The sequence below is a fragment of the Acinetobacter gyllenbergii CIP 110306 = MTCC 11365 genome (assembly GCF_000413855.1).
GTDB lineage: Bacteria > Pseudomonadota > Gammaproteobacteria > Pseudomonadales > Moraxellaceae > Acinetobacter > Acinetobacter gyllenbergii.
In genome coordinates this window covers 290025-315652 of record NZ_ATGG01000011.1, presented here as the reverse complement: position 1 = coordinate 315652, position 25628 = coordinate 290025, and the positions used below count along the sequence as shown (strand labels likewise).

Here is a 25628-nt window from a genome sequence, read left to right as displayed (position 1 = left end):
AACATTTAAATTTATGAAAAAAACCATTGATCTCAATGAATAAGTCTATTGATCATCTATTTATTTTTTAATCATTAAATTACATTTTTGTTATCAGAATGGGACTAATTATGTTGACCTTAAAGCTAACTTTAACCTTAGTATAGAGTCACTATCCATGCGGATAGTTTGAAAAATATGTGATTCCAGGAACATTAATTAGAACATAGATCAGAACTCGACAGTGTAAATCTTACACAGGAGAAACAAAGATGGCTTACGTTACGACAAAAGATGGTGTAGATATTTTTTATAAAGATTGGGGACCTCGCGATGCACAGGTCTTATTTTTTCATCATGGTTGGCCACTCAGTTCAGATGATTGGGATGCGCAACTGTTATTCTTTTTGAATGAAGGTTTCCGTGTCGTGGCACATGATCGTCGTGGTCATGGTCGTTCAAGTCAGGTTTGGGATGGCCATGATATGGATCACTATGCAGACGATGTCGCTGCGGTGGTACAACATCTCGGTATCAAAAATGCGGTGCATATTGGTCACTCAACAGGTGGTGGTGAAGTGGCTCACTATATTGCACGACATGGTGAAGCAAATGTTTCTAAGGCCGTTTTGGTCAGTGCGGTTCCACCCATTATGGTGAAAACAGCGAGTAATCCAAATGGTTTACCGAAAAAAGTCTTCGATGATTTGCAAAACCAATTATTTAAAAACCGTTCGCAATTTTACTATGATTTACCTGCAGGTCCTTTCTATGGATTTAACCGTCCAGATGCAAATCCGTCTGAGCCAGTAATCTGGAATTGGTGGCGCCAAGGCATGATGGGCGGTGCCAAAGCACATTATGATGGGATTGTGGCTTTTTCTCAGACTGATTTTACTGAGGATTTAAAAAAGATTTCAGTCCCTGTACTGGTGATGCATGGTGACGATGATCAGGTTGTACCTTATGAAAACTCTGGGGTATTGTCTGCAAAGTTGGTACAAAATGGGACTTTAAAAACCTATAAAGGTTTCTCACATGGGATGCTCACGGTCAATGCGGATGTGATTAATCCAGATCTATTGGCATTTATCCGCCCATAAGTGTGATTGATTATATTCAAGTTTAAACTGGAAAAGAGGGGCATTTATGCCTCTCTTTTTTATTCTAAGAATGTATATATAAAGGGAAATAAAACCGCTTGACATTAAAGTTTACTTTAATCTTAAAGTAAATACATCGTCAAAGAGGTGACAAAAATGAAAGTATTTGAAAAATTAGTTTTCCCAAATGGTTCACATATCCGCAATCGCATTGCAAAAGCTGCAATGGAAGAAAACATGGCGGATTTAAATCATGCGCCATCTGAAGAATTGATGCGTTTATACCAAGCTTGGGCTGACGGTGGTGCTGGTTTGATTATCACGGGTAATGTGATGGTGGATCGTCGTGCCATGACTGGGCCTGGTGGTGTGGTTCTGGAAGATGAAAAGTATTTGGATATGTTCAAACGCTGGGCGCAAATTGGCCGTTCTAAGGGGGCGCAAGTGTGGTTGCAAATTAATCATCCTGGTCGTCAAATGCAAGCCAATTTAGGTCAAGAAACTTGGGCGCCTTCAGCAGTAGCCTTGGATTTAGGCAAAATGTCAGATCGTTTTAATACACCGATTGAAATGACCCAAGACATGATTGATGAAGTGATCCAACGTTTTGCCAATACTGCACGATTGGGAGAAAAAGCAGGCTTTACTGGTGTTGAAATCCATGCAGCACATGGTTATTTACTCAGTCAATTTCTTTCGCCCTTGAGCAATCAACGTCAAGATCAATGGGGCGGTTCTTTAGAAAACCGTGCGCGTATTTTGATCGAGATTGTCAAAGCAGTGCGTGCTGTAGTTTCAGACACTTTTACAGTAGCGGTGAAGCTGAATTCTGCCGACTTCCAACGTGGTGGTTTTAGTGCTGAAGATGCGCGACAAGTGGTTATGATGCTCAACCTACAGGCTGTTGATTTAGTTGAGTTATCGGGTGGTAGCTATGAAGCTCCAGCCATGCAAGGTCAGGCACGCGATGGTCGTACCTTGGCGCGTGAAGCTTATTTCTTAGAATTTGCTCAAGAGATTGGCAAAGTAGCCAGCATGCCTGTAATGGTGACTGGGGGAATCCGTCGTAAACAAGTGGCTGAACAAGTCATTGAAAGTGGTGTCGATATGGTTGGGATTGCGACAGCACTCGCGATTGACCCCAACCTCCCAAATGAGTGGAAACAAGGGCAAAATAACGCACCTGAACTCAAACCGATCAGATGGGAAAATAAAACTTTAGCATCGCTTGCCAACATGGCAACAGTGAAATTCCAGTTACGTAAACTCAGTCTGGGTAAAACCACCAATCCAAAGGTATCTCCAATCTGGGCATTGGCGTTACAGCAAACAGCAATGACTTGCCGTACGCACCAATATAAAAAAAGGATGCGTACATATTCATTTGCTTCATAAGAGAATAAGCTGGCAATGCTAAGGCAATAAATAGCTTGACCGAGCAAAAGCCAATTGCAGAACAATCTGTCATTGGCTTTTTTTATTGGCACGTGATTAAAAATATTGGAAAGGAAAAAGTGATTTCTGACCATAAAAAATCCGCTTTATTTAGAAAGCGGATTTTTTCTTATACATCTATTTTGTATTCTCTTTAACTTTATCCAACGTAGGAAAAGGAACGGGCATATTGAGTGCCAATTGCGCATCTTTTACGACATCTAAACGTAAGATCTTGTTTGCACCTAAGTTATCCAGTAATTTGCTCAGTGGGCCACCACTTCGAATAAGCTGCACATTTTTAGGAAATAGCTTCTGCCCAAATGCAAGCGTATTCGATTCCACAGAGGTGCTGTGCCATTTACCATCAACTAACTGATACATAGTTTTGGTTTCAATTCGTGATTGTGGTTTTACTGTTTTAATCTTAGGCAGAGGAGCTGTCAGACTTAAATCAGGCTTGCCATCGGTATTAAAAATATGGGCTTGTAGGTCGTGGTTACCAATTTTCATATCTATTGGTGTTAACCATTTGGGTAATTGATAACCATAAACCCCACGAACACGGGCAATTTCAGTATTTACGGGTAAAGCAAGTACATGTCCATAATATTGGTGCTTATGCATGGAACTCAGTAATTCAGTGCTATTAAAGTGATGTGCACTGGGCTGACGAACAACAATGGCAACAGAGACCTCATCATAGGGATCGACATCACCCACGGCATAAGAGAAGAAAGTCAATGAAACTAAGCCATACCCAGGGAGCGGCTGTAAAGGTTCAAGTGGAGCGGGGAGTTTAGCTTTTAATTTTGCAATAGGCGCTAACATCAATACTTGAACATTACTGGTTCGATAATAGAAATTCGGTGACCAGACTTGACCTACTCGGGTATCAACCAGCTTTTTAGGAATACTACGGAAGTAATCAATATTGCCTGCTGCAGGGTCTTTGGCTACTTCATCTAAGTCTGGATTCATACGGAAGCGATCATAATAGCCGCCTTTCGGCACATTGACTTTATAGGGACCAAACTCAACGACAGTCGTTTGCTTTGTATTTGGAGCAGTAAGATCGTTTGTGGTGGTATTGATTGGGGCCTCAGTTGCATAGCTTGCTGTACCGAGTAAGAAGCTGATGGATATCGTAACGATGTTACGAGTTAAAGCAAAATTGTTGAACATGATCATGTTCCTCCTATTAACCTAAAACAAATGCTAAGATTAAAGCTCACTTTAAGGTCAAGTGTTTTAAAGGAAGAAAATCAATCAACAGCGGAAGTTGAATAGATCAGATATTCAATCGAGGGCAATAAAGAGGGTTTTGGGGCAATTTAATATGATAAAAAAGCCAGCTCTTTTGAACTGGCTTTTCATTAAAGTTTTTAATTCAAGGTTTTTAACCGTTCGACAACAGCGACTGCAATTTCTTTACTGGATTGTGGATTTTGTCCAGTGATAATCCGATCATCAGCAATCACATAAGATGTAAAGGGTAAGAAACTACGCTTATACTTTGCGCCGCGTGCGACTAATCCATCTTGCAACGAGAAAGGAACTTGGGACTTAATCCCTGATAAGGTCTCTTCAATATTGGCAAAGCCTGTAACATTACGACCTGCAATAAGTGCTTTACCCGTTGGGGTTTGAAGCGGCAATAACCCACCTACACCATGACATACTGCAGATACAACACCGCCTTGCTGATAAATCTTTTCGCTGATCTGCTTTAGGCTTTGGTTGTTGGGAAAATCCCACATGGTGCCATGTCCACCCGTGTAATAAATCGCTTTATAGCGGGAGGGATCAATGGCATTGGGAGCTAGTGTATTGCTTAAGCGCTGCATAAACTGAGGATCAGCCAGATGTTTTTTTGCGGATTGATCCACATAAATTGACTTGAGACTACGCTCATCTAAGGGTACTGCACCACCTTGTGGGCTGACAAAATCCATTTTATAACCAGCAGTTTGTGCAACATCATAAAAATGGGTGAGTTCGGTCAGCCATAATCCAGTGTGATCTGAGCGGGTAGGATAAGCAGAATGGTTGGTCATGACCACTAAGATCTTGCCTTTGATTTCAGATTGCTGCTTCGCAATGTCAGCGGCATAAACGGTATTACTTGCTAATATCAGCATCAAAATGTTGATCAACCAATTATTAAAATTCCACGCTTTAAACATGACAGGCTCCTCATTGATTACCTGAGATAAATGCTATGTTTAAAGTTGGGTTTAAGGTCAAGCGCTTTTATTGATGTTTGATCAATGGCTTTTGGATACCGTGCTTAGGTTTTATCTTTAGCATAGTAAAGATTAAGTAAGCGCTGCGCATTTTCCTCACAGGTAATTTCATCAGGCTTATTATTAATGGCCATAATCATCAACTGTAGATTTTGTTTACTGATTGCTAGTTTTTGTTCAAGTTCTTCAATATCTTTGATTTTACTCTCAAGCAGGCCAATTAAAATATCATGGTTCCATGTTGTGACATTGGAAGGAAGAAAAGATTTAATTTCTGTCAAAGAAAAGCCAACTTGTTGTGCCTGCTGGATCAGGAATAACTGTTTCAGATCATTTTCGCTATATTCACGATAACCATTGGATTTTCGTTTTGCCTTTGGAAGCAGCTTGATTTGTTCATAATAACGAATTGTTGGCGTGCTTAAACCACTTTGTTTTGATAATTCGCTGATATTCATCTGACGGTTTTCCTCTTGACATTCAAGCAAACTTTAAGCTTATAGTGGTGTAAAAGCAAGCCTGACAATAAAGTTAAAAACTGAGGTGAAAGATGTCAAAACGTATCCTACATGTTGTAACCAATGTCCCTGAGTATGAAGGCATTAATCGACCGACTGGACTGTGGTTGGGGGAACTTACCCATGCCTATGATGAGTTTGAAAAGCATAATTATATTCAAGATATTGTTAGTCCAAACGGCGGCTTATCGCCAATAGAACCTAAATCATTAGTGCGTTTCGTTGCTGATGCCTCTGTATTAAAACGCAAAAATGATCCCGCATTTATGCAACTGCTTGAAACGACCAAAAAACCTTCAGAGGTTAATTGGCAAGATTATGATGCAATCTATTATACAGGTGGTCATGGTGTGATGTGGGACTTCCTTGATAATGCTGAATTGCAAGACATCACTAAAAATATCTATGAAAAAGGCGGTATTGTTGCCAGTGTCTGTCATGGGTATTGTGGATTGCTTAATGTTCGACTTTCTACGGGACAGTATTTAATTGCTGGGAAAAAGCTAACAGGTTTTGCCTGGTGTGAAGAAGTATTGGCAGGTGTGGCGAAAAAAGTCCCTTATAATGCCGAAGAACTTGCTAAACAACGTGGTGCTCTCTATGAAAGAAAATTCATTCCGTTTGTACCGAATGTAGTACGCGATGCCAACTTGATTACAGGACAAAATCCATTTTCAGCACGTCTGACAGCTTTTGCAATGATTGATGCTTTAGAAGCGAAATAATTGGCTGCTTTCCAGATGAATAAAGTGATTTGAATGTCACTTTATTCATAGTCTTCTAGTATCAAACGTGCCGTATTTGCTTAGATAATGATTTTATTGATATTCAATCGGTTGTGCTAGACGCTGTTGTTGAATCAGTCTCAATTTCAATTCTACTGCAAGAGCATCTGCTTGATCTAATGCATATGCTAGCGAGTTTTCATGACGAATATCTGCGAATTCTTGATATTCGGATGCAATTTCATCGATATGCTCAACCCCTAAATATTTACTTAAGGTTCGCAAATGTGGGACGAGATGACCTTGATTAGCACGAATCCCATCGGCGTCAAAACCAAATTCACCACTTGAGGTAATGATGACCAGACGTTTACCTGATAGTAAGGGTTGGAGTGGAAAATCTCCACGGGCCAGATCAAAATCAAAAGTTTTATGGATACGGATAATTTGATCAAACCATGCTTTTAATTGTGCAGGCATACCATAGTTATACATCGGTGATGAAATCACAATCAGATCAGCTGCTGCAACTTCGGCAATCAGTTGGTCAGATAAAGCTAAGATTTCCTTCTGCTCAGTTGTTCTTTTTTCTTCTGGGGTAAACACAGCACCAATCCAGTCTTGATTAATAAAAGCGGGTGGATTCATGCCTACATCACGATAAATATACTCATCTATCGTATATTGCTTTTGTAATGCATTGATAAAGTGTTTCGCGATATTTTTTGAAATAGAGTTATGATGTGGATTCGGGTTGAAAGCAGCTCGAACACTGGCATCAATATGTAATAGGCTCGTCATAACAGGCACTCTAGATATAAAAAAGATAAACTTATCTTAAGTAGCCGTTGCAGACTGGACAAACGAGTAAATTGCAGCTATGAATGAGTTTAATTCATCTATAAAGCTAGTTTATGGGGCTTATACAAATGCAGGTTTCCCTACAAGCCTTGAAGGCATTTGAAGCTGCCGCTCGTTTAGGTAGTTTTAAGTTGGCTGCGGAAGAGTTATCACTCACACCGACGGCGATTTCACATCACATTGGTAATCTGGAAAACCGTTTAAATGTGGATTTGTTTTATCGACAGGTTCGAAAAATTAGTTTAACCGAGACTGGAGAGAAATTAGCGAGTGCCATATCAAATGGGTTTCGTACCATTGAAGATGCTTTGGAAGAGGTGAGCACTGCCAGTCGAGTGATTAAAATCACCACCACGTCTTCACTGGCCGCAATGGTTTTAATTCCCGCCATGCATGATTTTTCACAAATACACCCAGAAATCTCAGTGGAAATTTCGACAGGTGAAAGTTTGGAAAATCATTTATATGCACTGCCAATTCGCTATGGTGTAGTTTCAGATGTAGATCGATCAGATATTATTAAATATGAGTCATTTAATGTATTTGCAGCCGCAGGGCTATTTAGAGAGAATTGGGCTGAACAGTCTACTACGCTGTTTAACACCGAATGGAAAAATAAGAATTTGCCTAAACCACCATTGCAAACATGGCTTGAGAAAAATACTTTTGAGGGAAAAAGCATAACTGTGCAGCACTTTGACCAAGAAATTTTTGGTATTCAAGAAGCACTGATGGCCAATGGATTAGTATTTTGCTCAAACACATTGGTCAGTCGATTAATACAGGCAAAATTGATGCAATCACTAGCAACTGAAAGTGTGCAATCCGAATTATGTTATTACATTCCAGACAAAGAACAATTAAAGCGTAGAAATAGGCATATGAATGAACTGATTTTTTGGGTAGAAGCATTGTTGAATCAATGATTTACTTCTTGTTTCTGTATTCTAAGAGCGGTGGAATATTCAACTTGTGCTTATAAAAATAACAGTCAATACAAGTTTGTCAGATTCTTGCTTGATTTTACAAATGATAATTATTATCATTTAAGCACACTTTGTTTTGAGTCAGATGATCGTGAACAAAACCCCTATGCTTGTAGATCAGTTATACAGAAACCATAGAGGCTGGCTTCATCAATGGCTGAGACAAAAATTAGGTAATACCGATCAAGCTGCGGACTTGGTACAAGATACCTTTATAAAATTGTTGCAAACACGTGATGAACTTTTTGGGATTAAAGAACCACGTGCCTATCTCACTTCGATTGCCAAAAACTTACTCATCGATCAGGTACGTCGTAAGAAAATTGAACAAGCCTATTTGGATGGTTTAAGCCAAATGGAGTATATGCTGGATGGTGTGGCTTCACCAGAAGAGCAAATGCAGATTATTCAAGCGCTCGACCAAATGTGTAAAGCCTTAGAAGATGTCTCTGCAAAAGCGCAACAAGCGTTTATATTACATTATCTAGAAGGTTACACGCATAAAGAAACAGCTGAGCAGTTGGGTGTTTCGACCAAAATGATTCAAAAATATCTAGCCAGTTGTTTAATTCGTTGTTATCAGGCTCGTTTAGAAATGGATGTCAGTATTTAAATGACAATGGATAAGCAGGAGCATCAGCAACTGGTTGAGGAAGCTGCATTATGGATTGTACAGCTCAGTTCAGATGATGAGCCGACCCGAAAAAATGCGCAATTAAAGTTTAATCAATGGAAACAGAACAGCCAACAACATCAAAAAATTGCAGCTGATATTGAGCAGTGTCTTTGTTCGATTCAAAACGTATCCCAAAGCACGCAGCATAAAAAAGTGGTCAAGTCAGCACTTAAAGCAGGTCTGGGTTCAGCGAAAACCTATAAGCATCTGAGGGTGGGGAGTGCTTTTGCGATTGCTTTGGTTGCAGTCAGTGGCAGCATTTTTTATTTTTCAGATTACTCTATTGCTTATGTAACAGCAGACATTCAGGGCAATTCAGCACAATGGACTACACAAACCTTGCAAGATGGTTCCCGTTTAATCTTGCGTGGCAAAAGTGCAGTCAATATCGATTTCCAAGCCAATCAACGCGTTGTGGAATTGGTGCAGGGACAAATTTATGTAGATGTCGCTAAAGACCCACATAGACCGTTTTTAGTTAAAACCAAACATGGGCAGATTCAGGCACTTGGGACTGCTTTTAGTGTGAACTATGCGCCTACTGTAACCGAGTTAAAAATGTTGCATTCTCGGGTACGGGTGCAAGCAGCAAATGTGTATTCCAAACAACAAGTGATTGTGAGTGCAGGACAGGCTGTGAGTATGAATCAGGATGGAGTGCAGCCTATTTCAGCACTCAATATTTATAATGAACAGCAAAAGTGGAATAAACATCAGTTGATGGTAGAGGATTTACCACTCGATCAGGTGTTAAAAGAATTAGACCAAAATTATAAAGGTAAAATCCTATTTAATGCTGAAGCTTTAAGTCATATCCAAGTGAATGCCGTTTTGCCCTTGGATCAGACACAGGATGCACTCAAATTATTGGCAACCGTTTTTCCAAATTTAAAGGTTTATCAAATCACACCTTATCTCATTGTTATTTCATCAAAAAATAATTAATAAATAACAGGTGTGGGTGTCTTGAATATCTACATTCAAAAAAATTAAATTTTTTTTAGCATTTAGGTTCCACTTTTTTTAAAGCTGTTCGTCATAGTAAGTAGAAGCAATAAATTTGGGATCATTTTATTTTAACAAGTTTAATGATTCTTATTTACATTTACTGGGGCGGGAAAAATGAAGAAAGTCGGAGAGGGTCAAATGCGAAGTCGGAACTTATTTCGATTTTCAACACTCGCATTTGCTGTACATACAGCATGTATTGCAAGTTTAGCTTTACCCATGCAACATGCTTATGCAGAAACCTTTGCGGCAAAATCTTATAATATTCCTGCAGGAACTTTGGCCAATGTGTTGAATCAGTTTGCTGAACAATCGGGGACATCAATTGCCATTGATGCGCAGCAATTAAAAGGGCAACACAGTTCAGGATTAAAAGGCAGCTATGCATTAGAGCAAGGTTTTCAGCATATTTTAGCCTCTTCAGCATTTTATGCAGTCAAAGTCGGACAAGGCTATACACTGGTCAAAAAGACAGCTAAAAATAGCAATCTATCTGCAAGTGCAGCGGCCACTACGATGAATCATACATCTTCAACTCAAGCTCAAGATGATGAAATCGCTGTTCGTTTAACACCACTGGTGGTCTATGGTCAAGAAGATCGTGATACGCAAGGCATCAACAGAGTTTATGATGCCAATCGGTCTTCTGTTTATGCAGGCAAAGACTATATTGAGCGCTTTAAAGGCACCAATCCTGCCGATGTTTTGCAAGGTATGGTTGGGGTTTATAGTGGTGATGCCCGTAATAGCGGTGCTTTAGATCCGAGTGTACGTGGTGTGCAAGGGGTAGGTCGAGTACCCTTAACCATTGATGGTACTGAGCAGTCGATTGCGGTGTGGCGTGGTTACAATGGGGTGAATAACCGAAATTATATTGATCCAAATCTGATTGCGGGCATTGAAGTCATTAAAGGCCCATCACTGGAACGGAATACTACAACCTCAGTCGGTGGTGGTGTTGTGGTCAAGACCTTAGAAGCTGATGATATTGTTCGTCCAGGTAAAACCTTTGGCGCGGAATTAAAAGTAGAAGGTTCTACCAACTCAAGTGATCCTTCATTGCCCGACATGAGTAAAATCGGCAAGAATTATAATGATACGACGCCGTGGGAGGATATTAATGGTCAAAAATACGATCCAGATATTTATAAAAAGAACCGCACTCGCAATGATAATTCTAACTTCTCGGGAGATGATTTAGCAGGCCGACTGGCATTGGCAATGAAACAAGATAAATTTGATTTATTGGCTGTTTATGCTGTTCGTGAAAGAGGCAACTATTTTTCAGGCACACATGGCGCCGGCTATTACAAACGGGCTGAGCCAAGCAATAGTCTTGATTTTATTCCATATTTCGCTCATTCCTATAAGCCTGGCAATGAAGTACCGAATACCTCAAGTCAGATGGAGTCTTGGCTATTTAAGGCTGGTTATCGACCAAGCGATGATCAAGCACTGAAATTCACTTATCGAGATACCAAAAATAGATTTGGTGAAATCATGCCTTCACGAATCGAATGGGGACTCACCCCTGAAATTGGTGTACCGCAATGGCCACTTAGTGACATTCGTTCTAAAGCCTACAGCTTAGAATATAAGTTTAAACCTGAGACCAATCAGTGGGTCGATTTCTATGCCAATATTTGGCAAACCGATACTGAAAGCGAAACTTACACACGGGGTGGATGGCCAACGATTATTGATTTCAGAGATAATCGTCTGATCAATACAGCAATCAGTCACTCAGACAACCGACGTCAAGGCATTAGTATCAGTAATAAAGCACAATTAACTGGTCAGCTCGATTTAACTTTAGGCGGAAGCTTCTTAAAAGAAAAGCTCACTTCTGATGATATTTATGGTGAATACGGCCCAAGTTATTCCTTATATCAGGCTTTACCTCGTGCGGGGCGCCGTGAAGAAAAGACCTTTGATTTTAATTTCAACTATCGACCAGCTTCTTGGTTAAGCTTTGATGCGGGTATGCGTTATCGCTCTTATTGGGCTTTTGATGACTTCTTAAATAAATCGATCAGAGATGGTATTGATCCCTCTTTAAATCCGTTATTTACCAAGAAAAGTAAAGTCAAAGAATACAACTTTGAATATCGAACCATGCCTGAGAGTTATGATGCTCAGCAACAACGTATGCTAAACCTTTTAACGCAACGTTATGCAGCCAACAATCCTGATTGGGATGGCCGTTTAGAAACAGTGCCTGCATCAGAAACGGCTTTGTACAGCCGGATTTGGTCACAGAAAAATACACTCACTTGGAAAGCTGATGAAAATGGTCATTTGGCCCTAGCCGATAATATATTAAACCAACTGAATGCCTTAGGGCAGAAGTATGTGGTGATCGGCAGTGGTTTCCAACCTGTTGTAATTGAGCAAACTCCGATTGAATCGGCTCAGAAAGTAAAAGACAGTGGTTGGGCACCTCAACTTGGCGCATCTATTCATTTGACTGAAAACAATCGGCTTTATATACGCTATGCAGAGGAATATCGCTTACCCAGCTTATTTGAAAGTACGGTCGGCTTCTCGGCGATGATGCCATCTCAAGCAATTAAACCCGAACATGCGTTTAATTATGAAGTGGGTTATGTTTATGACATGCGTAACTGGCTCAGTTCAGCTCGCAATGCCGATATTAAATTGGCCTATTACTACAACAAAACCAAAAACGTAATTGAGCGAAATCAAAATCTGATTTTTACCAATATGGATGAGCAAAAGCTTTCTGGCCTTGAGTTGCAAAGCCGTTTTGACAATGGTGCTTTCTTTACCGATTTAAGCATGGCTTATAACCTTAAAAATGAAGTCTGTGACAGTAATAGCGCCATTAATAAAATGATTAATAGCGGCACAATACAAACAGATCAAGGTATTCAATTCCGCGATGCTTATCAACGTTGCGTCGATGATGGTTTTCCAAACGGTTATCTCGTGACGATGTCGACACCTGAGCTCAGCGCACATGCTTTATTCGGCGCGCGCTTTCTAGATGAAAGGCTTGAGCTTGGTGCGCGAGCAACTTTCTACAAAGGCTATGAAAGTCCATTACGTAAAAATAATGATGCAGGTATCAATAAAGGCTATTACCTCAATGTGCCTCTTGCTTGGGATGATACGTGGATTTTTGATGCCTATGCACGCTATCAAGTTGATAGCTATAACACAGTTGAATTTGTTGGAAATAACCTTTCGAACCAATTTTATATCGATCCTTTAACTCGCAGTGCGATGGCTGCACCAGGCCGTACCTTGAAAGTCAGCTGGACCACCAAGTTTTAACACAGAATTTAATTCCAACTTTCTAATGAGTCGGGATTAGATAAAGGTAAATAATGATATTGAATGATTATTATTTACAAAACCAGGGGCAGTTATAGATCTTACTGTTCCTATAACTAAATAGATAACCATAGCGTTATCTTTATTGAAACAATAACTTAGCTTTAGAAAAATGGAGTAACAATAAATGAAAATCTCTCAACTGTTCATCGGTCTTGTTGCATGTTCTGCTGTGTTTGCACATGCAGGTATTGATGGTGCTTCAAGTAATGAAAACAATATCATTATTGGTGCTGCTGCAAATGCCAGCCACCCAGGTGGTGCAGCAGCCGTTTCTGTACAAGCGGCTGGTGCACCCTACAATGCATTTACAGGTTTTAGCTCGTTAAAAGGTTTGGCACAAGCGTTCACTGCACGCGGTGCAAGCAATACTGATGTTACTGTCGGTAGCAAAACTTTTAATATCTCCCATATTCCTGTTTCGGCAATGCCACCTTCACATAGTGCCTTAGGTAATTTCAATTTTGGTCAGGTGGGCTCACAGGAAGTCTATTTTGGTGAATGGTGGAAAGCGGGTGATACAGCAGCAAGTGCAAGTCATACTGTTTATTACGCAGGTGACAATACCAATACTACAGTACCAACCTCTGGTACGGCGACTTATACCGTTGCAGGGATTAATGGTTCAGCAACCAATCTGCTAAGTGGTAATTTAACTGCTAACTTTGGTGCAGGTACTTTAGAAGGATCATTAACTGGAACAGGGACTGCTGTTTCAAGCTTAAGCTTAAATGGTGTGACATTTAATCCAGGTACTGCGGCATTCAGTGGCGGCGCTAGTGCAAATGGTACGGCTGGGCTAAATAATTCAGGTATTGTTCAAGGACACTTCTTTGGTGCAAATGCCGCAGCTTTAGCGGGTATTGCCGAGTTTAACAATGCTGCTTATAACACTGCCTTTGGTGGTGCGAAAAACTAATCAGGGTGAAAGGAATCTACAGCAGTAGATTCCTTTTTCTTGTTTATGACTAAATGATTTTTTACTTTTTTTACGGTTTTTATGAAAAGAAAATTGCTGTGCTGTTTGATTTTATTGGCGAATTCATCACTCTACGCAGATGATGAGACACAACTGCGCCTGAATCAAAACTTGGATCAGAATTTATTACAACAACAGCACCAACTACAACAACAAGGGGCAATTCGGAGCACCGATGAACTACCGAATATTGTGATTAATGGTCAAGTATTTGAGGTTGAGAAGAACCAAGATGATCTTGCAAAAGCTTTATATTTGGCGGTCATGCAAAAGCAATGGGGTAATGCTGCTGTTTATCTAAAGCATTATCAACAATATGATGGCTATGACCAAGCATTAACAGATTTTGCCGAGGGAGCATTGGCTCGTGCGCAAGGCCAACTCAAATTAGCCGAACAAAAATTTCAAAGCAGCCTCAATAAACAACCGAATAACCTTATTTGTGAACTTGAGTTAGCGCGCGTGCTGTTTGAACAGCAGAAGAACAAACAAGCAGCACGCCTTTTTACATCGATTCAAAACAAATTGGGGCAGAGTGATCGTGGTGTGATTCCACCAGAGGTTGAACAAACGGTTAATCTGTTTGTCAAAGCACTTGATCAACGTGATGCATGGCAAGGCAGTGTCGCAATTGGTCCATCCTATGCCACGAATCTGAATAGTTCTTCTGAACAAAGCAAAGTATGGACGCTATATGGCTTTGACAAAGATGGTAAGGTCATTCCTGTTAGAGAAATTACCCGCAGTAGCCCTAAAGCTGAGTCGGCAACAGGTGTGGACTATGAAGCCAGTTTAATGAAACGCTTTTCTCTGTATGGCAATCATGGGCTCTCCTTACGTGGTTTGGCTTATGGACAGTCTTATGACGATCGTGCCGACTTTAATGAATCCACTCTCAATATCAATGCTGGCTATAGTTTTTTTGATTTAAAAAATCAAATCACCATTGCACCGTTATTTGAGCACAAACGTTATGCCAATGATGGCCTATACAATGCTTGGGGCGCGCGCGCAGAATGGATGCGATTCATTTCCGCTGATAAAGCACTCAAGCTTGAAGCTGAAATCAAAGATTTAAATTATCAAAAATATAAGACCCTAGATGGTAAAGAAAGTTCAGCTATGCTGACCTTTTGGAAGATTCTACCTGAACAATGGACCTTATTTGGTGGCTTGGATGTCTTAGATCATGATACCCAAGAAGAATACATGGCGGCGTACCAGCAACAAGGTGTTCGTTTAGGTCTGAGTAAACCGTGGAGTGCTGGCTTTAATACCACTTTATTCAGTTTGTATCGTTGGCGACAGTTTGATCGTTACGTGGCGGCATTTCAAACACGCCGTCAAGATTTTGAGCAAAACTACACCTTTGTGTTGCAAATGCCTCGTTTCAAATTCTATGGTGTGACGCCGAATCTAACCTATCGCTATAACCGTAATAACAGCAATGTGGATTGGTTATATTCCTATGACAAACACAATGTCAGCCTAAAACTAGAGCACCGTTTTTAGGGGGAGTGGCGATGAAATCAAAATTCCTATATCCGCGCTATGACTTTAGTACAAAAGGACCACCTATTCGGATTTGGGCACTTTCGCAGCGTAAGTTAATCATTGTAACAGTGGTCATTGTTTTACATTTACTTGGATTGTGGTCGTTGAGCCATTTTATTGAGCCTTATACTTTGGCAGCTTCACCCAAAGTGAATGCGTTGAAAGTTCATTTTGTGTCTTTATCAGCTTCAGAACGTGCATCTCCTCAAGCAACTGCAAAAGTTGAAGTTGCCCAAACATCAACAATACCCGTATTAGAAAAACAAACAAGCACTCGCGCTGCTCCGACCCATACTGAAAACACAGAGCAAAAAGTGATAAGCAGTCAGAGTGCTGTGCATGAAGTGGCTAAGCAACAAAGCAGCCACAAAGTTGCGAGTTTAGCTGCGACATCCACAGCAGCAATAGCGGCTCAAGTGTCTGAAAATAAAGTGAAGCAAGATACCCAAGCGGATCAATCTTCGCAGATGTTGACAGAAAATCTGCTCAGTTCGAAACAACAAATAGGGCAGGCTCAATCCCAGTCGGGTGGTGTAAATACAGCAGCACAACAGGAATTGGCTCGTGCGCCGGAAAGCCAAGTTGATCGTGATGAACCTGTTCAAGTCAGTAGTGTTGATGTATTGAGCTTTGGCAAGCTTGCTTACGATGATCGGGAACTTAAACAACAAAACCGTGTGGTTGAATTACGGCTACGCATCAATGAAAACGGTCAGCCCATCGAAATTCAAATCAAACAAAGTTCAGGGATTAGCAGCCTAGATCAGCGTGTTTTACAAGCCGCTCGCCAGTCCAAATTCAAACCTTACAAGATCAATGGTCGCGCTGTGGCCGTTGTGGTGGATTTCCCCGTGCAACTCAAACTCAGTCGGAGTCGTTAACCGATGAGTCCTATTCCTTTTCTAGGAGAATGATGATGAACGCAGCAACAGAGCAAATGATTGCCAATAGCCTTTCTCAGCGGTTAAAGCAGGAAACAGCGGCAGAACATGAGCGTATGCACCAGTTAATGGCGCAAGCAGATGTATTTTCAAGCAAGGAGAAATACGCTCAATTTACCTTGTCGCAATATTATTTCCAGCAGGAAATAGAACATCTTTTTGAACAAGAAGGCGTCGCTGGACTGATTCCCGATTTAGGAATTCGTGGCCGTTCTAGACAAGCCTTTGATGACTTGCAGGATTTGGGTATTCAGCCCGCAGGTCAGACATTACAAAGTGCAGAAGTCAAATTGCCTGAAGCACTGGGTTGGATCTATGTGTCAGAAGGTTCGACTTTAGGTGCTGCATTTCTGTTTAAACAAGCGCAGAAGCAGTTAGGTTTCTCCGAAACATTTGCAGCACGCAATTTGGCGGCTTATCCAGAAGGTCGGGCGAAAGTGTGGAAACGCTTTGTTGAAGCACTTGATGAGGCTGCTTTTGATCAAGATTTGCAAGATCGTGTGGTACAAGGCGCACTGGATGCATTTGACTATTTTGGGAAAGCATTGAACCAGCTCGACGAATTGAAATAAGTGTTGAGGCAGTAAAAGCTTATTCAATATGGAGAACACTAATCGCATGGATAATCAAATGAAAACAGATACCTTATCATCAACACCACAGCCAGCTAGCAAGTTAGCACGTTCAGTGTGGTGGCGATTATTGTTTATCTATCTGGCTTGGCTATGCATCGGTTTAGGGATTCTTGGGATTTTTATTCCTGGCCTACCAACGGTTGATTTCATTCTGTTGGCAGTGTTCTTTGCCGCTCGAGGCTCTGAAAAGCTGCATCAATGGTTCCTCAACCATCGCTTAATAGGCCCAATCATCCAAGAGTGGCAAGAAAACCGACGTATCCCCAAAAAAGCAAAATATATCTCGACCGTCAGTATGAGTATTGCTGCGGGTGTTATGATCTGGACTATTCCACATCCATGGGTGGTCTATCCACTGATTGCCTGTATGGCAACAGTATTGATCTGGATGTGGATGCGGGATAAAGATTGAGAGCATTATCATCAGCGAATATCGACTATTGGGCAGGCCGCATCGGCTTGCTCTTTTATTACTCGGTATAATAAACTTATCTCAATATTTGCTTCGGTTGTAAGATTGCTCTGATGTACAAGGCTATATTCTTTGATATTGATGATACTTTGCTGAATTTTAGTGTCGCTAACCGCGCTGCTTTTATTCAATCTTTCGCTGAATTTAATTTAGATCATGATGATTTGACCTATTCTACCTATAAAGCCATTAATCATCATTTGTGGGAAAAGCAGAAGCTAGGTCAAATTACCGTACAAGATGTAATTAATAATCGATTTAAAGAATTATTCCGAGCATTAAATGTTGAACTTAATCATGATCATTTCCGTGATACTTTTCAGGGAAATTTAGCCAAAGAGCATACCCTCGAAGCTGGCGCTGCTGAAGCTATTCATTATTTAAGTCAAAAATATAAGCTCTTTGCAGCATCCAATAGTATTCTCAGTCAACAAAGAGCTCGTTTAGGTTTGGCTGGTTTATTGCCACATTTCTCTGATTTATATATTTCAGATGACATTGGTTATGAAAAACCGGATCAGCGTTTTTTTGAAACATGTCTGCATAGAAGCCAGATCGCTAAAGAAGACGTCCTGTTCATTGGGGATAGTCTTGAAGCTGATATGAAAGGTGCTGCTTCTTGCCAGATCTCAACCTGTTGGTATAACCCGAAAAATCTACCGAACAAATTAGCCTTAGATCTGACTCATACCATTCAACATTTATCTGATTTGGTCAGGATTTTATAAATCAATGCGATCTGGCTGATGGGGTTTAAGATGAATTAAAATCAGCCAGTAACAGACCGCTGGAATGATGGCGATAAACCAAGCAAAAACATCAGCATAGACCAGCCACCATTGCTTCGGGAGTTGGCCTGTATACCCCCAGCCTAAAAGAATAAAAAAGGGTGCCGCAACGACTAATGAGCCTAAGCAGATTGTGAGAAAATTTAGATATTGATATCGGTTTAAGACAAGCGAGAATAAGAATGAAAATGGAACGGTTAAAAGGCAATAAGCCAAATAAACCAGAAGATGCCCAACAATAACTGCAAATATAGAACCCAATTTAAACTCATTGTTCATGAGAATAAATAGCACAGCCATAAAGCAAAGTAAGGGAATTGGGGCCAATAACAGCGATTTTAAAATGATCTTTTTATTATATTTCAACTGAAATTCCTCAAGCTGTATGATTACATATTGCATAAATTTAATACATATTGCGTAACTATATTCGCTCTGCTAGTCTTTTTAGCGACTTAAAGGATATTTAAATCTATATTTGGAATTTTAGATAGATAAACTGGAAGAATCAAAAAGGGAAGATAACAATGTTAAAAGAGACCAATATAGAGACTGAGTCATCAAAACAAGCAATTGTGATTACACTGATCCTATGTTTCATTTTTGCCATTATTGAAGGGTTTGATCTGCAATCTATGGGGGTTGCTGCACCGCGGATGAAAGCAGAAATGCTATTAAACAGTGCTGAGATGGGGTGGGTATTTAGTGCCGCCGTATTAGGCACATTACCTGGGGCATTGATTGCAGGACGAATTGCAGACTCGATTGGACGCAAGAAAGTTTTCATCACCTCGATTGCCGTTTTTGGTCTAATGTCCTTATTGACACCTTTTACCAAAGATTTGAATTCCTTACTTTTAGTCCGTTTTCTGACTGGTTTGGGCATGGGTGGGGCTTTACCGATTGTCATTACGATGGTTTCTGAAGCGGTACCTGAAAAATATAAAGCAACAGCGGTCAGTGCCATGTACTGTGGTATGCCAATCGGCGGGGTCTTAACCTCAGTGGTGGCTTTATCTCTAACCGCAGATCACGAATGGCGTCATATCTTTTATATTGGCGGGATTGCCCCCTTAATTCTGGTTCCTATTCTTATTTTGTTTTTACCTGAATCAAAAGCATATTTAAACAAAATCCCTCAGGTCACAACACAAAAACAAAGTGTACTGACCGTACTTTTTGCCAAACCACGTGTGGTGGTGACCTCTAGTCTATGGCTCAGCTTTTTTGGTACATTACTTGTTTTAGCATTGTTTCAGAATTGGTTACCGACGTTAATCTCGGGACTAGGACTCAATAAACAACAAGCCAGTTATATTCAGATTGGTTTTAATTTAGGGGGTTCTATCGGTGTATTGATTTTAGGTTTGATGCTGGATCGACTCAATAAATTCTTTATTGTTGCCAGTGTTTATGCGGGCATTTTGGCTTCTTTAATTGGTTTAGCTTATTCCAATAGCGTGTCAAGTTTTATCTTGTTTGCGACAAGTTGCGGAATGTTTGTGATTGGTTGCCAGTCAATTTTATATACCTTAGCAGCAAAATATTATCCAACTGAAATGCGAGGCACAGGAGTGGGGGCTGCTGTTGCTATAGGACGCTTAGGCGCTTTTGCTGGTCCGTTAGTAGCAGGTTATTTATTGGGTACAGGTCAAAGTGAAATTGTGGTGATTGCATCGAGTATTCCAATGATTTTATTGGCCGCAATCTCTGCATTAATGTTGCTGCGTAAGCCAGAGCATTCAGTCAACCGGAAAGAACCTCTAGGCACGGTAACATCTTCACTTTAAACAAAGCGTAAAACCTTGACGGTGAAATAAACCGTCAAGGAGAGGCTTCTGAGCAGCATTAAAACTTCAGCTTTTTAAGCCCACGGTTGATACCATTTTGTAATGCAGCCTTAATAATTGGACCAATGAATGGAAGTCGACCTTTAAAACTAATGGTGTAATCCAATCGAGTGCGATTCGCGCCTAAATCGCTAAACTTCATGATTCCTCGATGTGCTTTAATTGGACTAATGCCGCTGGTAATTGCATATTCAATCAATTCATTTTCTTGATAGACCAAGTTGGTTTCAACAAAAGAAGGGGCTAAAGGGATAGACAGTTTTCGTGCAGAACCCACGCCATTTCGTGCATCCTTACCATTACTGATTCGCGTGATTTTTGCAGGTGCAAAGATTTTACTGAGGTTTTCATGTTCACTGAGCACTGCAAAGACCTTGTCTACTGGCGCATTGAATTCTTGTATTATCTTAACTTGTTGTGTTTTTAGCATATTGGAACCCTTCCAAATAAATTGACATAGTGTATTGTCAGTATTTAGATATTAGCATGTATTTTATCCATTCTGAATTTTACTTGGTCGGAAATTCGCATGCTTTTCTATACAACTCAGTCATATCTATTTTCGGACTGAGAATGGTCGATATTTCATATTATGATTGTTTTCGTTCTTTGAGTGATTGGCTTGGTGCAATCCCAGTCCAACGTTTATAAGCTTGTGAAAAAGTAGATAAATCAGAAAAACCAAGTTGCTCAGCGACCTGTGTGAGGCTTAACTTTCCTGATAAAAGTTCATTGGCACGTTGATGTAATACTTCATTTTGAATCAATCTAAACGAGGTATTTTCTTCTTGTAAACGTCTTTTTAAGGTACGTTCACTGATATGCAATTTGCTGGCAATGTCAATCAGGGTAAGAAGCTTGCCAGGCGGTGCATTGCTTAAAAAGTCACGGACAATCATAGTGGTGGTCAAAGTGGTATGCCGTTGATTAATCAGTTCCGAACATAAACGTTCACACATAGCCGCAGTATTTGCATTGGCATGCGGTAGTGGCTGGTTTAATTGAGTTGCGTCGAACTTTAATTCATTACTTTTTTGCTCAAATAAAATCGGTGCCTTTAAAAAATGCTGTGGCAGTTCTGTGAAAGATTGCTGTGGTTGAGGGTTTTTAAGATGAAAGGCATCAAATTGAAAGCAAGCTTCATAAATATCGCTAATGACTCTCGAGGTAGCCGCCATCGCACGTGCAATGACAAACTGTTGTAATTCTATTGAGAGGCTGGCGGGTTCGGTAAAATGTATAATAGCGTGTTGTTTTTCCAAACGGAAACTGATTTTAACAAAGGTATAAGTTAGGGGAAGATAACGCTTTGCTAATTTAAATGCATCTAAGCCTGTTGCACTACTCATGAGAGCATAACCCAAAATGCCATAAGTGGTCAGTTTATGCTGAAATCCAACAATCAAGCCTAAAGTTGTTGTATCGATTGCCAAGTGCTGAGTTAAATTTGTAATCACGGCAATTTCTTGCTCAGCGCTCACAACACAGTTGGCATCATTTAATCTGTTCAGGTTTAATCCAGTTCCAAGCAAGAGCAAACTTTTTTGTAGATGTTGGCGTTCCGCTAATTCGAGCAACAACTGCACACTGGAAGGTGCACGTAGATAATCTTGAAACTCAAACATTGATTGGCCTAAAAACTAAAATCCATGTCCCAATCTAGCATGGCTGTATCGTCGCTAAAAGCCTAAGATTTAATTATCCGATATGAGGCAGCAACAAGATATGAATACCATGCAATATGTAAATTCGTTCAGTTTGGTACGTCAATATATCCAAAAATTAGGTGTAGGTATCTTGATGATGTATGCAGTCAGTAATTCCTTTGCCAAAGAAATAAAAGTGGGAGATACCGCAATGACCTATCAAAACCAAATCGCTTGGCAGCAAATCGAACAATTTCTTCCTCAACAATTCCATATTCCAAAAGATCAGTTGCCGAAGGAAGAGTGGTGGGCATGGAAAGGTAACAATATTCATTTAGATACCTATCGAAATCCACAGGCAAAAATCAAAGTGATTTTATTTCATGGTGTTGGAACCAATGGCCGACAGATGTCGATGATTCTCGGTAAGCCTTTGGCCGATCGTGGTTATGAAACCATTGCGATTGATATGCCAGGTTATGGTATGACCCAAGTCGGCAAAGGCAACTTGATTCGATATGAAGATTGGGTACAGGCAGGCAGCGACCTAATTGATTTTGAATTGGCCAAAGATAATCGCCCAATTGTATTGTATGGTTTGAGTGCTGGTGGAATGCTAACTTACCATGTAGCTGCCAAGAATAAAAAAGTAAAGGCAATTGTAGGAATGACCTTTCTTGATACAAGTAACCAAGTGGTGAAAGACACGGTTGCAAGTAACTTATTTATGAGCCGTGTCGGTACGCCTTTGGCGCATTGGAGCGCAAAGACACCATTGGCTTCAATGCGAGTGCCGATGAGTTGGGCCAGTAAAATGAGTACGTTAGTGAATAATAAAGCGGCTTTAAAAGTGTTTATGAAAGATAAAACCTCAGCAGGTAACGCTGTTTCACTGGCCTTTTTAGATTCATATATTCACTATAAACCTGAAGTGGCCGCTGAAGATTTTGATGTGAGTCCAATTTTATTGACTCAACCTGCCCAAGACCGTTGGACACCGCTTGATTTAAGTACACCTTTTCTAAGCCGTATCCATAAGGTACCTGTTAAAACCGTGATGTTGGAAAATGCAGGGCATTATCCCTTAGAACAGCCTGGTTTATCGCAAATGGTGGATGCGATTGATCAGTTTTACCAAAGCACGATAAATAAAAAGTGATCAATTGCTTACTGGCAAAAAGACTATACCGAGGTATAGTCTTTTGAATTGAAAGAAAAAATTTCAGCTTAATAAGCGAGTTTTAACAATACTCTAAAGAACATTGCAATCATCAATAAACCGAAGAATCCAGCGAGCCAAAGTACGATAAACCATTGTGTTTTAGAGAGTTTCATTACACTGCCTCCTAGTGATAACCTGTATCACCAACCCGTACTTTATCTCTAAACACCCAGTAGGATAGGATGGTATAGCCGATAATGATAGGAATCAGTATCACAGCACCAATTAAAGCAAACTTCTGACTGGAATATGGTGCAGCAGCTTGCCAAATGGTGACCGAAGGCGGAATGATATTTGGCCAGAGACTGATCACAAAACCCGTAAACGCCAAGAACACTAAGGCCAAAGTAAAGATAAACGGTTTTAACTCTTGGCGTTGTTTACATGCTTTTAAAATCAGGAATGTAAAGAGTAAGACCAAGATGGGTACTGGGCTAAAATACAGTAGATTTGGTAGGGCAAACCAACGGGCTGCAATTTCAGGATGAGTCAGTGGGGTATATAAACTGACCCCAGCAAAGACCACAAATAGTAAGATGATCAATTTAGGCATCAGCGCATACATCTGGTCTTGTAATTCATGGTCGGTTTTCATAATCAGCCAACCACAACCTAATGCCGCGTACATGGCAACCACGCCCAGTCCGGTAAATAAGGCGAAAGGAGTTAACCAGTCCAGACCTGAACCAGAAAAAATACCATTAGTGGTCTGGATACCCTGAATATAAGCACCTAAAATAACACCTTGCAGGAAACTAGATAGAATCGAACCCCAGATAAAAGCTTGATCCCATAAATGCTTGGTGCGATTCGCCTTAAAGCGAAACTCAAAGGCAACACCACGAAAAATCAAGGCAATCACCATCAGAGTAATCGGCATATATAAAGCTGATAACACCGTTGAATAAACCAGTGGGAAAGCTGCGAACAAACCTGCACCACCAAGTACCATCCATGTTTCATTGCCATCCCAGACCGGTGCGACGGTATTCATCATCACATCACGTTCTTCATGGCTTTTGATGAAAGGGAACAGAATTCCGATCCCCAAATCAAAGCCATCTAGAATGACATAGATCAGCACACCCAGTCCGATAATGCCGACCCAAATCAGAGATAAATCAATCATGGTGTTTCTCCTCTTTGGTCGGGTCTTGTTGGTCAATGCTTTCATCGACGGCACTTAAAGGACGCATTGGTGTTTTGAAGTGCCCATGACCTGCGGGCTCAAGATCAACAGCCTCAACAAATTGCGGGCCTTTATGCATCAATTTCAGCATATAGTAGATCCCGATACCAAACACAACACAGTACACCACCACAAAGATAATCAAGGTCAGACCAACTTGTTCGGCAGAAACAGGAGAAAGCGCATCTTTGGTGCGCATCACCCCATACACCACCCAAGGTTGACGGCCTACTTCCGTGGTAAACCAACCTGCGAGTACAGCAATAAATCCTGACGGACCCATCACTAATGCAAAGCGGTGAAACCATTTACTTTCAAACAGCTTTCCTGTTTTTCTGAGCCAAGCACCAGCGAAGGCAAGCAAAAGCATGAGCATACCTAAGCCCACCATGATGCGGAAACTCCAGAACACAATGGTCGAATTTGGTCGGTCTTCAGGGGCAAAGTCTTTTAAGCCTTTAACAGTCCCATCCATAGAATGGGTTAAGATCAGACTGCCTAGATTTGGAATTGCAATAGCATATTTAGTCCGTTCTTCTTGCATATCAGGAACGCCAAATAAGTACAACGGCATACCTTCATCATAGTTAGTCTCCCAATGACCCTCCATTGCGGCAAGTTTGGCAGGTTGATGTTCTAATGTATTCAGACCATGGGCATCTCCAACAAAGACTTGCAAAGGTGCTAAGACCAGAATAAGCCACATTGCCATTGAGAATGAGGTCTTGACCAAGGCATCACGACGGCCTTTGAGTAAATGCCAAGCCGCTGTTGCAGCAACGAGTAGCGCTGCAACCATAAAGGCTGCAATTGCCATATGCACCAGTCGATACGGGAAAGATGGATTAAAGACGATTGCCCACCAATCGGTTGGCACAATAATGCCATTCTCGATCGAAAATCCTTGAGGTGTTTGCATCCAACTGTTGGAGGACAAAATCCAGAACATGGAAATACAGGTGCCGATGGCAACCATCAAGGTGGCAAAGAAATGAGCTTTGGGACTAACGCGTCCCCAACCAAACAACATGATACCGAGGAAACCAGCCTCCAAGAAGAATGCACTAAGCACTTCATAGGTGAGTAAAGGCCCGGTGACACTCCCCGCAACACGGGAGAATTCGCTCCAGTTAGTCCCAAACTGGTAGCTCATGACCACGCCTGAAACTACGCCCATACCAAAAGCGACTGCGAAAATTTTGACCCAGTACTTAAACAGATCTTTATAAATCGGATCTTGGGTTCGTAGCCAACGCCATTCTAAAACTGCTAAAAAGCTGGCTAATCCGATCGAGATGGCCGGGAAAATAATATGGAAAGAAACGGTAAAGGCAAATTGTATACGTGCCAGTTCGAGTGCGGTAAAACCTAAAGTCATGGCAGCACCTCATCTTGCAATTGATCAGCTAAACCTACAGTTGCAAATATTCCTACCAATTTACAGGTATGATTAAAAAAA

General features: G+C 40.8%; 24 protein-coding genes. 15 read left to right on the top strand and 9 right to left on the bottom strand.

Annotated elements, in window-relative coordinates; translation table 11 throughout:
- The first annotated feature begins 251 nt into the window (after nucleotides 1-251).
- Both F957_RS13435 and F957_RS13440 read left to right on the top strand, forming a co-directional pair.
- Nucleotides 252-1082 (top strand): alpha/beta fold hydrolase, encoded by an 831-nt coding sequence (locus F957_RS13435; RefSeq protein ID WP_016540087.1) that lies wholly within the window; start codon nucleotides 252-254, stop codon nucleotides 1080-1082.
- A gap of 156 nt (nucleotides 1083-1238) precedes the next feature.
- Entirely contained in the window at nucleotides 1239-2477 is a 1239-nt protein-coding gene (locus tag F957_RS13440) for an NADH:flavin oxidoreductase/NADH oxidase family protein (protein ID WP_016540088.1), read from the top strand.
- A gap of 177 nt (nucleotides 2478-2654) precedes the next feature.
- On the opposite strand, the gene F957_RS13445 is transcribed toward F957_RS13440, so the two are convergent.
- From F957_RS13445 to F957_RS13455, 3 genes are all read right to left on the bottom strand, one after another.
- Nucleotides 2655-3701, bottom strand: coding sequence for an acetoacetate decarboxylase family protein (locus F957_RS13445; protein WP_016540090.1), 1047 nt, complete (start codon nucleotides 3699-3701; stop codon nucleotides 2655-2657).
- Nucleotides 3702-3901: 200 nt separating this feature from the next.
- Nucleotides 3902-4702, bottom strand: coding sequence for a type 1 glutamine amidotransferase domain-containing protein (locus F957_RS13450; protein ID WP_016540091.1), 801 nt, complete (start codon nucleotides 4700-4702; stop codon nucleotides 3902-3904).
- 104 nt (nucleotides 4703-4806) lie between these two features.
- Nucleotides 4807-5220 (bottom strand): MerR family transcriptional regulator, encoded by a 414-nt coding sequence (locus tag F957_RS13455; RefSeq protein WP_016540092.1) that lies wholly within the window; start codon nucleotides 5218-5220, stop codon nucleotides 4807-4809.
- Between the two features lie 92 nt (nucleotides 5221-5312).
- Between F957_RS13455 and F957_RS13460 the strand changes: the two genes are divergently transcribed.
- Nucleotides 5313-6005: a type 1 glutamine amidotransferase domain-containing protein gene (locus F957_RS13460; RefSeq protein ID WP_016540093.1), complete on the top strand. Its 693-nt coding sequence runs from the start codon at nucleotides 5313-5315 to the stop codon at nucleotides 6003-6005.
- 93 nt (nucleotides 6006-6098) lie between these two features.
- On the opposite strand, the gene F957_RS13465 is transcribed toward F957_RS13460, so the two are convergent.
- Nucleotides 6099-6806: an FMN-dependent NADH-azoreductase gene (locus tag F957_RS13465; protein WP_016540094.1), complete on the bottom strand. Its 708-nt coding sequence runs from the start codon at nucleotides 6804-6806 to the stop codon at nucleotides 6099-6101.
- Nucleotides 6807-6934: 128 nt separating this feature from the next.
- Here F957_RS13465 and F957_RS13470 point away from each other — a divergent pair, with 128 nt between their 5' ends.
- The 10 genes from F957_RS13470 (at nucleotide 6935) to F957_RS13515 (ending at nucleotide 18202) form a co-directional block, all read left to right on the top strand.
- On the top strand, nucleotides 6935-7792 hold the full coding sequence (locus tag F957_RS13470) for a LysR family transcriptional regulator (RefSeq protein WP_016540095.1): 858 nt from the start codon (nucleotides 6935-6937) through the stop codon (nucleotides 7790-7792).
- Between the two features lie 151 nt (nucleotides 7793-7943).
- A complete protein-coding gene (locus F957_RS13475) occupies nucleotides 7944-8465 on the top strand; it encodes a sigma-70 family RNA polymerase sigma factor (RefSeq protein ID WP_171068267.1) in 522 nt (173 codons plus the stop codon).
- Nucleotides 8466-9473, top strand: a complete 1008-nt coding sequence (locus F957_RS13480; protein WP_016540097.1) for a FecR family protein — start codon at nucleotides 8466-8468, stop codon at nucleotides 9471-9473. It begins immediately after the preceding gene.
- 201 nt (nucleotides 9474-9674) lie between these two features.
- Nucleotides 9675-12833 carry a TonB-dependent receptor gene (locus tag F957_RS13485; RefSeq protein ID WP_016540098.1) on the top strand — a complete coding sequence of 1053 codons (3159 nt, stop codon included), beginning with the start codon at nucleotides 9675-9677 and terminating at the stop codon, nucleotides 12831-12833.
- 187 nt (nucleotides 12834-13020) lie between these two features.
- Complete coding sequence (locus F957_RS13490; protein WP_016540099.1) at nucleotides 13021-13812, top strand: Slam-dependent surface lipoprotein; 792 nt, start codon at nucleotides 13021-13023, stop codon at nucleotides 13810-13812.
- Nucleotides 13813-13893: 81 nt separating this feature from the next.
- Nucleotides 13894-15384 carry a surface lipoprotein assembly modifier gene (locus tag F957_RS13495; protein WP_016540100.1) on the top strand — a complete coding sequence of 497 codons (1491 nt, stop codon included), beginning with the start codon at nucleotides 13894-13896 and terminating at the stop codon, nucleotides 15382-15384.
- Nucleotides 15385-15395: 11 nt separating this feature from the next.
- On the top strand, nucleotides 15396-16307 hold the full coding sequence (locus F957_RS13500) for an energy transducer TonB (protein ID WP_016540101.1): 912 nt from the start codon (nucleotides 15396-15398) through the stop codon (nucleotides 16305-16307).
- A gap of 32 nt (nucleotides 16308-16339) precedes the next feature.
- Nucleotides 16340-16939, top strand: a complete 600-nt coding sequence (locus F957_RS13505; RefSeq protein WP_155762614.1) for a biliverdin-producing heme oxygenase — start codon at nucleotides 16340-16342, stop codon at nucleotides 16937-16939.
- A gap of 28 nt (nucleotides 16940-16967) precedes the next feature.
- Nucleotides 16968-17414: a YbaN family protein gene (locus F957_RS13510; protein ID WP_032860369.1), complete on the top strand. Its 447-nt coding sequence runs from the start codon at nucleotides 16968-16970 to the stop codon at nucleotides 17412-17414.
- Nucleotides 17415-17527: 113 nt separating this feature from the next.
- Nucleotides 17528-18202 (top strand): YjjG family noncanonical pyrimidine nucleotidase, encoded by a 675-nt coding sequence (locus F957_RS13515; protein WP_016540104.1) that lies wholly within the window; start codon nucleotides 17528-17530, stop codon nucleotides 18200-18202.
- Here the strand turns inward: F957_RS13515 and F957_RS13520 are convergent.
- On the bottom strand, nucleotides 18197-18628 hold the full coding sequence (locus F957_RS13520; RefSeq protein WP_016540105.1) for a hypothetical protein: 432 nt from the start codon (nucleotides 18626-18628) through the stop codon (nucleotides 18197-18199). The genes F957_RS13515 and F957_RS13520 overlap by 6 nt on opposite strands.
- 161 nt (nucleotides 18629-18789) lie before the next feature.
- Here F957_RS13520 and mhpT point away from each other — a divergent pair, with 161 nt between their 5' ends.
- Nucleotides 18790-20052, top strand: a complete 1263-nt coding sequence (mhpT, locus tag F957_RS13525; protein ID WP_016540106.1) for a 3-(3-hydroxy-phenyl)propionate transporter MhpT — start codon at nucleotides 18790-18792, stop codon at nucleotides 20050-20052.
- A 58-nt stretch (nucleotides 20053-20110) separates the two neighbouring features.
- Here mhpT and F957_RS13530 read toward each other — a convergent pair whose 3' ends face one another.
- Entirely contained in the window at nucleotides 20111-20542 is a 432-nt protein-coding gene (locus F957_RS13530) for an SRPBCC family protein (protein WP_016540107.1), read from the bottom strand.
- A 160-nt stretch (nucleotides 20543-20702) separates the two neighbouring features.
- Nucleotides 20703-21737, bottom strand: a complete 1035-nt coding sequence (locus F957_RS13535) for an AraC family transcriptional regulator (RefSeq protein WP_016540108.1) — start codon at nucleotides 21735-21737, stop codon at nucleotides 20703-20705.
- Between the two features lie 100 nt (nucleotides 21738-21837).
- Between F957_RS13535 and F957_RS13540 the strand changes: the two genes are divergently transcribed.
- Nucleotides 21838-22917, top strand: a complete 1080-nt coding sequence (locus F957_RS13540) for an alpha/beta hydrolase (RefSeq protein ID WP_016660258.1) — start codon at nucleotides 21838-21840, stop codon at nucleotides 22915-22917.
- A gap of 187 nt (nucleotides 22918-23104) precedes the next feature.
- Here the strand turns inward: F957_RS13540 and cydB are convergent, their stop codons facing one another.
- The gene (cydB, locus tag F957_RS13545) at nucleotides 23105-24109 is read right to left on the bottom strand and encodes a cytochrome d ubiquinol oxidase subunit II (RefSeq protein ID WP_016540110.1); all 1005 of its coding nucleotides are present in this window, start codon (nucleotides 24107-24109) and stop codon (nucleotides 23105-23107) included.
- Nucleotides 24102-25547, bottom strand: coding sequence for a cytochrome ubiquinol oxidase subunit I (locus F957_RS13550; RefSeq protein WP_016540111.1), 1446 nt, complete (start codon nucleotides 25545-25547; stop codon nucleotides 24102-24104). Before F957_RS13550 ends, cydB begins: the two co-directional genes overlap by 8 nt.
- Between the last annotated feature and the right edge of the window lie 81 nt (nucleotides 25548-25628).

Excerpts from the sequence above, each read along its gene's own strand:
- F957_RS13445 (WP_016540090.1), bottom strand. The coding sequence starts at position 3,701 with ATGTTCAACAATTTTGCTTTAACTCGTAACATCGTTACGATATCCATC.
- F957_RS13495 (WP_016540100.1), top strand. The coding sequence starts at position 13,894 with ATGAAAAGAAAATTGCTGTGCTGTTTGATTTTATTGGCGAATTCATCA.
- F957_RS13500 (WP_016540101.1), top strand. The coding sequence starts at position 15,396 with ATGAAATCAAAATTCCTATATCCGCGCTATGACTTTAGTACAAAAGGA.
- F957_RS13480 (WP_016540097.1), top strand. The coding sequence starts at position 8,466 with ATGACAATGGATAAGCAGGAGCATCAGCAACTGGTTGAGGAAGCTGCA.
- F957_RS13435 (WP_016540087.1), top strand. The coding sequence starts at position 252 with ATGGCTTACGTTACGACAAAAGATGGTGTAGATATTTTTTATAAAGAT.
- F957_RS13530 (WP_016540107.1), bottom strand. The coding sequence starts at position 20,542 with ATGCTAAAAACACAACAAGTTAAGATAATACAAGAATTCAATGCGCCA.
- F957_RS13505 (WP_155762614.1), top strand. The coding sequence starts at position 16,340 with ATGATGAACGCAGCAACAGAGCAAATGATTGCCAATAGCCTTTCTCAG.
- F957_RS13535 (WP_016540108.1), bottom strand. The coding sequence starts at position 21,737 with ATGTTTGAGTTTCAAGATTATCTACGTGCACCTTCCAGTGTGCAGTTG.
- F957_RS13460 (WP_016540093.1), top strand. The coding sequence starts at position 5,313 with ATGTCAAAACGTATCCTACATGTTGTAACCAATGTCCCTGAGTATGAA.
- F957_RS13540 (WP_016660258.1), top strand. The coding sequence starts at position 21,838 with ATGAATACCATGCAATATGTAAATTCGTTCAGTTTGGTACGTCAATAT.
- mhpT (WP_016540106.1), top strand. The coding sequence starts at position 18,790 with ATGTTAAAAGAGACCAATATAGAGACTGAGTCATCAAAACAAGCAATT.
- F957_RS13440 (WP_016540088.1), top strand. The coding sequence starts at position 1,239 with ATGAAAGTATTTGAAAAATTAGTTTTCCCAAATGGTTCACATATCCGC.
- F957_RS13490 (WP_016540099.1), top strand. The coding sequence starts at position 13,021 with ATGAAAATCTCTCAACTGTTCATCGGTCTTGTTGCATGTTCTGCTGTG.
- F957_RS13465 (WP_016540094.1), bottom strand. The coding sequence starts at position 6,806 with ATGACGAGCCTATTACATATTGATGCCAGTGTTCGAGCTGCTTTCAAC.
- F957_RS13510 (WP_032860369.1), top strand. The coding sequence starts at position 16,968 with ATGGAGAACACTAATCGCATGGATAATCAAATGAAAACAGATACCTTA.
- F957_RS13470 (WP_016540095.1), top strand. The coding sequence starts at position 6,935 with ATGCAGGTTTCCCTACAAGCCTTGAAGGCATTTGAAGCTGCCGCTCGT.
- F957_RS13450 (WP_016540091.1), bottom strand. The coding sequence starts at position 4,702 with ATGTTTAAAGCGTGGAATTTTAATAATTGGTTGATCAACATTTTGATG.
- F957_RS13550 (WP_016540111.1), bottom strand. The coding sequence starts at position 25,547 with ATGACTTTAGGTTTTACCGCACTCGAACTGGCACGTATACAATTTGCC.
- F957_RS13485 (WP_016540098.1), top strand. The coding sequence starts at position 9,675 with ATGCGAAGTCGGAACTTATTTCGATTTTCAACACTCGCATTTGCTGTA.
- cydB (WP_016540110.1), bottom strand. The coding sequence starts at position 24,109 with ATGATTGATTTATCTCTGATTTGGGTCGGCATTATCGGACTGGGTGTG.
- F957_RS13515 (WP_016540104.1), top strand. The coding sequence starts at position 17,528 with ATGTACAAGGCTATATTCTTTGATATTGATGATACTTTGCTGAATTTT.
- F957_RS13455 (WP_016540092.1), bottom strand. The coding sequence starts at position 5,220 with ATGAATATCAGCGAATTATCAAAACAAAGTGGTTTAAGCACGCCAACA.